This is a genomic window from Acinetobacter sp. YH12040 (assembly GCF_013420005.1).
Classification (GTDB): domain Bacteria; phylum Pseudomonadota; class Gammaproteobacteria; order Pseudomonadales; family Moraxellaceae; genus Acinetobacter; species Acinetobacter amyesii.
In genome coordinates this window covers 24,587-31,129 of sequence record NZ_VOZB01000018.1, presented here as the reverse complement: position 1 = coordinate 31,129, position 6,543 = coordinate 24,587, and the positions used below count along the sequence as shown (strand labels likewise).

Here is a 6,543-nt window from a genome sequence, read left to right as displayed (position 1 = left end):
GCTTACGCGCCTGCGCAATGGCTGCGTCTGGCGCCAGATACCGGCCTCCATCGGAGAAACTGTCCGAGGTTATGTTGACGATGCCGAAAATGATGAGCGATTTATTCATGGGGGCTTCTATAATAATCTCTGTACACGACAAAAATAGATAACTCATTGAAATAATGTCACAATAATTGTTTTCTAACGACGAATACTATGACACATCTCAATGAGTTATATCTTATCTTAAACAAATCTCTAAAATGGAACAAGTCACATTTAAAGTGCTTTGCGCTCATCATGCTTGTGATTATTTTAAAGCAAACATGTAATCTTTCTTCTGCATCTAAAGCCTTGCCCATCAAGTGTTTACCACAATCATTTTATCGACGTATGCAGCGCTTCTTTGCAGGTCAGTATTTTGATTATCGTCAAATTTCTCAGTGTCATCACCAGAACGATGGTGATGACTACGGCGATCTGACCCCAAAGGATTCGGCCTCCGCGCAATGCAGGCTCCAGTCGGCAAAAGAGACGGAGCCGATCAGAGAGTAGGCAAAATCGGGACGGGCAACAGGAAAGAGGATGCCGGAGGGCTGCCGGATACTATCGGCGGCAAATAGGATGGATCGCCTGTGCCGTTATCGTGCCGGTCGAGTGCCATCCAGGAAACGATTGGGCGAATCGCCGTCACGCTTCATTTTGCCTGCGAGGTTGAGTAGATTTTTCAGTGCGGAGTTGCGATTGAACGGCGACCAGACGGCTGTAAAGGCAACCGGCTCCGGTTCATCGAGGAAGGGCAGGAAGACGATGCCGGTCGTCGGCAACAATGACGTTGCCTCGCCGACGATAGTGATGCCGAAGCCTTGTCCGACCATAGATAGCAGCGTGTCGCGCCCCACATCAAAGCGCCGGATCGACGGTGCGGGCCAACGCCCGGCAAGGCGCAGCACGATATGGTCATGGACCTGCGGGCCGGTGCCACCATAGCGAACAATGAAAGTCTCGCCGACCAGATCGGACCAAGTGATTGCGGACTGCCCGGCGAGGCGATGCCCATCCGATAGCACGGCCACCAGCGGTTCGGTCCAGATCGGTCGGGTATGGCAGTCGGGCATCTCGGGCTTGCCCGCGACGAACACCACGTCGAGCTGGTCAGCACGAAGCTGCATCACCGCATCGCGGGCTGTGCCTTCGGTGATCTCAACCTCAATGCCCGTATGTTCTTCCCGATAATGACGGATCAGCTCCGTGAGAAAGCTGCGTGGGATTAAGGCATGGATGCCGATGCGAAGCCGGCCGTATTCTCCTTGAGCTGTCATGCCTGCGGTCTTCACTGCGTGATCGAGTTGATCGACACCCGCCGTGACACGCTCCATGAAGTGCCTGCCTGCGTCTGTTAGCCGAACGCCCCGCGCATGGCGCTCAAATAGCAGGACACCAAGGTTATCCTCCAGCGCTTTCACACGCGCGCTGACGCTCGACTGGCTGATACCAAGTGCCTTGGCCGCATGCCGAAAATTCAGATGCTCGGCGACGGCGATGAACTGAACAAGGGAAATGAGCGGTATCCTGCCAGACAGGATACCGACATTCACGAGGTTTCGATGGTTAGTGCGCCGCATCGGAGCGGGCCTGCTACCAGTCGTCGGTTAGACGACTGGCGACTTCTCGGTGGCAGCCCCACGGAGCCGAAGGAGCACCAGCCCCAACGAAACCAGTACCGCCATCGCCGTGGCGTAACAGATCACGGGCCACGCTGTGTCACCGTTTAAAAGTGCCACCGCCAATGTCCCGACAATGCTGACTATCAGGCTTTGAACGCAGAAGTAGAACGCGACCGCTGATCCCGCGATGTCGTCGAACTCTGCCAAAGCGCCGTTCGCGGTAACGGACACCGTGAAGACAATACCGACCGCGACAACCCACATCGGTAGGATGAAGGTGAGGAATGACGGCGAGCCGTAAAGTTCGCCGATCCCCAACAGGACCGCTCCGCAAACAAGCAACGCCATCCCACGCGCCACGCATCCTGCGATGCCCCATCTGGCGACAAAGGACTTCGCGAAACGGGTTGTCACGATCATTACAAGCGCGACAGTGGCGAAGGCAAAGCTGAATCCGATCTCGGAATATTCCGCTTGGCCTATGAGCACACGGGGAGCCGTCGAGAAGAAGACGAAGTAGGTGCCCATACCGGCGCTAAAGCCGACAGTGTAAACCCAAAAAGCCGGACTCGCGAAGATCGGCAAGACAGATCGGCGCGTCTTGACTTGATCCAGAGGGCGGGTTTCGTGCCACCTGAAACCCGCATTTAGGAGTGCGAGCATCGCCAGTATAGCCAAAGTAATGAATATCGCCTGCCATCCCAAGAACTCGCCGATCAATACTCCGGCGATAGGGCCGAGCGCAGGCACGAACGCCAGCATCGAACTGAAAAGGCCGTAGATGACGACACCCTCAGGACGGTTGGCATAAACGTCGCGAACCGTCGCGAACGTCGCCACCAGCATGGCCGACGCGCCCACTGCTTGAAGTAGACGGAAAGCGACAAAGGCCGGTGCAGTTGAAGACCAAGCTGCTCCCAGAGACGCAATGACGAAAGCCGTTGCGCCCGCAAGTAGAATTGGCCGTCGCCCGATTCTGTCTGAGAGCGGACCAAAAATCACCTGGCCCACGCCGAGCATCACCATATAGAGGCTCAACGTGAGTTGGATCATAGCGGGCGTCGTGTTCAGGATGCCGGGCATCGCTGGAACGACAGGGAGATAAATATCCATCGCCAGTGAAGCGAGGATGTCGAAAGGAGCCATCAGCAGCAGTGCTGCCGGCAGCGTATAGGCCCACGCGGGGCGTGTGGTGGTCATGACGAATCAACCCTCGATTAAGGAATACCGGGCGACGTCTGCTCGTCAGCAATCAGATGAGACTAGCCTTACAGAGCGCCGCAACAACAATACTGGTTGTTGCGGCTTACTTGTCTGCTGACTTGGAATTTCCCATCTGATTACTCCACGCTTACGAATATGAATTGCTACATTTTATCCGATTATCTTTTGCTTTGCAATGCGGCATGGGCGCACTCAGCGTTCCAGCCCCCTCTGCCGCCCTAAATGCTTGCTCCAATGCATCGAGCACCATATCTGTATTCATCCGTGTCGATACTTTCCATCCAACAATTGCTCGTGAGAACACATCAATAATAAATGCAGTATAAACCCAGCCTGAATTTGTTTGAATATACGTAAAGTCACTCACCCACAGTTGGTCAGGATGATCAGCAGTAAAATTACGTTTTACCAAGTCATCCGCTCGTTTTTGATCATCTCGGCTACGGGTGGTTTGTTTGTTCTTACCACGCCAAACACCTTTTATACCTAGCTTTTGCATTAATCGAGCAACAGTACAGCGCGCAATAATATAGCCTTCACGTTTCAGTTTTTGCCAGACTTTACGTACACCATACCGACCTGAACTTTCCTTCCAAATTCGTTTAATCTCCTCAGCATGATGCAAGTCATGTAAATCTCGCTTTGCTCGATGTTCTGGATTTTCACAGAGATCTAGAGTCCGGTAATAGGTTGAAGGTGCGATCGGTAAAATTCTACAAATCGCCTCGACTCCGTACAGCTCTTTATTATTATGGATAAAATCCACCATTATTTGTGTGGGCGGTCGAGCTCCGCCTGGGCGAAAAAAGCGGCTGCTTTACGTAGAATTTCATTGGCGCGTTGCAGTTCTTTATTTTCGCGTTCGAGTTGTTTGATACGTTCTTGGTCTGAAAGCTGCTGTACTTTAACTGGATTTTGTTTATCTAAATATTTTTGATACCAAACACGTAGTGTTTCAGGAGTACAACCCTTGCGCAGTATACTGCTCAGGGAGCAATAGCGGTGATCGCAGCCCAATTCGATGGATAATCTTTCTCGGATTCAATCAATAATTGAACCGCTCTTTCTCTGATTTCAGGGGTATATTTTACTTTTTTCATCGGGACATTCTCTCAGAAAGCTTGGTCTCCGACAAACCCGGTACGGTTCAAAAATCTTCCATTGATTTATTTATATCTGTTAAACCAGTCGCATTATGAAATGTAATATAAGTAGAAATTTCAGTATAAATGGTCATGATCTTTTCTAAATTTGAATATCTAAGCGTCTTCATTAATCAACCTTATTGATTATTAGTTTCTTCTTTTAAAGCTCTTTGTACTGTTGCTATCCCTACTTTAAACTTTTCTGCAACACCTCTAAATGTTGAATTTTCTTCAGCCATTGCTTTTCGTATTTCAACATAGTCAACCTTCCGCTTTCTTCCCTTATATAAGCCCTTCGCTTTGGCTTTTGCAATTCCTTCCTTTTGACGCTCACGGATCATGGAGCGTTCAAACTCTGCAAATGCAGCAAGCATCTGAAACATGAGTTTATTTATTGCCGATTGTGCTACATCATGACTGAAGGTCAAATTCTCTTTATGAAAAATAATGGTTATACCACGATCATTCAGACTATTCACAATTTCGTTCAGATCATTTGTATTACGTGCCAGACGATCAATACTATGAACATGCACCGTATCACCTTCACGCAGATAGTCGAGCATTGCATTTAACTGAGGACGTTCACGGCTACCACCGCTTGCCTTTTCAGTAAAGGTCTTATCCAGGCTGATTCCATCTAATTGACGTTCAGTATTTTGTTCAGTTGAACTGACTCGAATATATCCGACCTGATTAGGCATTCTGTACCGTTAGAGTTTAGATAATTAAATACATATTGTACCGAAATTAAATATTAAGTCTATAAATACGGTTTTTGAGTTGCTTTTTAAGACTTTATTTTGTTCCGTTAGGCTATACTCTATAGTTACATAATTCGTGATTTAAAGAGACCTAGAAAAAGAGAAATGGTATTTATTTGAGCTAATCAAAGTTGAGAAACTTTAGAATTCTTGCGTTAGTCAAATTTTAAGCAGCCAAAAGCTATATTTTATGAGGTTTTAGCCAATTCAAAAATTAGATAAACTATACTTTCGCAAGAGGTCTTTTGATTAAATAATAAGCGTGGAACGTGAAAAATCATAAAAAAAGCCCACCTTGGGGAAGATGGGCTATCAACTAGAAACTACAGCATTGATTTCTATAGAGAATTATAACGCTGTTATTCCTAAGTAGTAATGTCCTACCTTAAAACCAAATAGAAATGTCCTATACAGACATTTCCAAGTCAAGCACAGGATTCAGATTTCGTTCTTTGATTACTGTCTTCTGTGCACGTCTGCTTGGCATAGATTGAGAACGATTACGTTTGTTTTGCTGTTCCAATTCTTCATGCTGTTGTTGAATATGATTGAGAACTGCACCTAAACGTTTATTCTCAACAATCTCTCGCTGGTTAAGCTGACTTAATTTATCGAAGATGCTGTAATTGATTTTTCTTCCCTGATATTCAATCGCGACTGTACCATCCGGGTATTCCAGGAACTCAAGATACTTACTAATCAATCTTTGGTTTTCTTCCGTGTTTTCCAGGAGATATACGCATTTATCATAAGTAATCGTCAGGCTATTCGTGACTCTGCGGGGTTCACGCCAGGTAAAAATATCATCTAATTCTTCGGCTGTTTCAGTGACAGTCCGGTGTAGATCCTTGGGATTAAAGGCCATCTTGGCAAACTTCTGATTGAATTGCTCAATGAAGCAGGGTAGCCAGGCATTCGCTTGTTCAATCGAACAGATGCCTTCCAGGCGCATTTCTTTGATCAGACGGTCCTGAAGCGTTCTATTGGCTCGTTCTACACGGCCTTTGGCCTGTGGTGAATTAGCGAAGATAATATCGATATTCAGGGTGCTGAGTACGCGCCCAAATTGCGTAATCTTGGTGTCTTTCTTGCTGCTTTGATTCACCCTGAAGACTGAATGTTTATCGCTGTAGAAGGCTAAAGGCTTACCATGCTGCTCAACATACAAACGTGTTGAAATCATATAGTCAAAGGCTGATTCTGACTCACAGAAGCGTAAGTGCTGCAATTTTCCTGTGGCGTCATCGATAAACACCAATAGACAGCATTTAGGGGCTCTTCCTTCAAACCAGTCATGATGTGAGCCATCAATTTGGATCAGTTCACCATAACAGTCCCGGTTATAACGAGGCTGATATGGGCGTTTCAGGCGTTTGGAGCGAGGAATCCATAAATCGGCTGCAATCATCCAGGAACGCAGGGTTTCCACTGAAATATCGAATCCATGAATGGTAGTCAGCTTTTCATGCGCTAAAGTGGGTCCGAAACCATGGAATTGCTCAGCAACCATATTGAGGCACTTGAGCCTGAGTTCTTCAGGAAGCCTGGAATTGCTGGTTTGACCACGACCGGCATGGGCTAATGCAGCTGGGCCTTGAGCTTTGTATTTTTGCAGTAAACGCCTGATCTGACGTTCTGAAATATGAAGTAGCTGAGCAGCCTGGGATTGAGTTATGCGTTGATCGCAGATTTCCTGCACGACCGACAATCGTTTAAGTTCTTTATCCGACATAGACACCAACATATCAAACCGTCCGCTTC

The 6,543-nt window shown here is 47.4% G+C and carries 4 protein-coding genes, 4 pseudogenes and 1 other annotated feature; of the genes and pseudogenes, 1 reads left to right on the top strand and 7 read right to left on the bottom strand.

What is annotated here, in order from left to right:
* Nucleotides 1–109: pseudogene (locus FTT99_RS15515) on the bottom strand (dihydropteroate synthase); the annotation flags it as partial.
* An 89-nt stretch (nucleotides 110–198) separates the two neighbouring features.
* On the opposite strand from FTT99_RS15515, the pseudogene FTT99_RS15510 reads away from it, so the two are divergent.
* Nucleotides 199–426, top strand: a pseudogene (locus tag FTT99_RS15510) (IS4 family transposase); the annotation flags it as partial.
* A gap of 197 nt (nucleotides 427–623) precedes the next feature.
* On the opposite strand, the gene FTT99_RS15505 reads toward FTT99_RS15510, so the two are convergent.
* From FTT99_RS15505 to FTT99_RS15485, 6 genes and pseudogenes are all read right to left on the bottom strand, one after another.
* On the bottom strand, nucleotides 624–1,304 hold the full coding sequence (locus FTT99_RS15505) for a LysR family substrate-binding domain-containing protein (RefSeq protein ID WP_109354582.1): 681 nt from the start codon (nucleotides 1,302–1,304) through the stop codon (nucleotides 624–626).
* Between the two features lie 3 nt (nucleotides 1,305–1,307).
* Nucleotides 1,308–1,607: pseudogene (locus FTT99_RS16595) on the bottom strand (LysR family transcriptional regulator); the annotation flags it as partial.
* 27 nt (nucleotides 1,608–1,634) lie between these two features.
* On the bottom strand, nucleotides 1,635–2,849 hold the full coding sequence (floR, locus tag FTT99_RS15500) for a chloramphenicol/florfenicol efflux MFS transporter FloR (protein WP_000214122.1): 1,215 nt from the start codon (nucleotides 2,847–2,849) through the stop codon (nucleotides 1,635–1,637).
* Nucleotides 2,850–3,000: 151 nt separating this feature from the next.
* A pseudogene (locus tag FTT99_RS15495) lies at nucleotides 3,001–3,973 on the bottom strand (IS3 family transposase).
* Nucleotides 3,568–3,684, bottom strand: a sequence feature (AL1L pseudoknot). It overlaps the preceding pseudogene by 117 nt.
* 182 nt (nucleotides 3,974–4,155) lie before the next feature.
* Nucleotides 4,156–4,722, bottom strand: coding sequence for a recombinase family protein (locus tag FTT99_RS15490; RefSeq protein WP_006581699.1), 567 nt, complete (start codon nucleotides 4,720–4,722; stop codon nucleotides 4,156–4,158).
* A gap of 466 nt (nucleotides 4,723–5,188) precedes the next feature.
* On the bottom strand, nucleotides 5,189–6,514 hold the full coding sequence (locus FTT99_RS15485; protein ID WP_179989167.1) for an ISNCY family transposase: 1,326 nt from the start codon (nucleotides 6,512–6,514) through the stop codon (nucleotides 5,189–5,191).
* Nucleotides 6,515–6,543: the final 29 nt, after the last annotated feature.

Bases quoted from the DNA above. Each gene is read 5' to 3' on its own strand.
- FTT99_RS15485 (WP_179989167.1), bottom strand. From the start codon at position 6,514: ATGTCGGATAAAGAACTTAAACGATTGTCGGTCGTGCAGGAAATCTGC.
- FTT99_RS15490 (WP_006581699.1), bottom strand. From the start codon at position 4,722: ATGCCTAATCAGGTCGGATATATTCGAGTCAGTTCAACTGAACAAAAT.
- floR (WP_000214122.1), bottom strand. From the start codon at position 2,849: ATGACCACCACACGCCCCGCGTGGGCCTATACGCTGCCGGCAGCACTG.
- FTT99_RS15505 (WP_109354582.1), bottom strand. From the start codon at position 1,304: ATGACAGCTCAAGGAGAATACGGCCGGCTTCGCATCGGCATCCATGCC.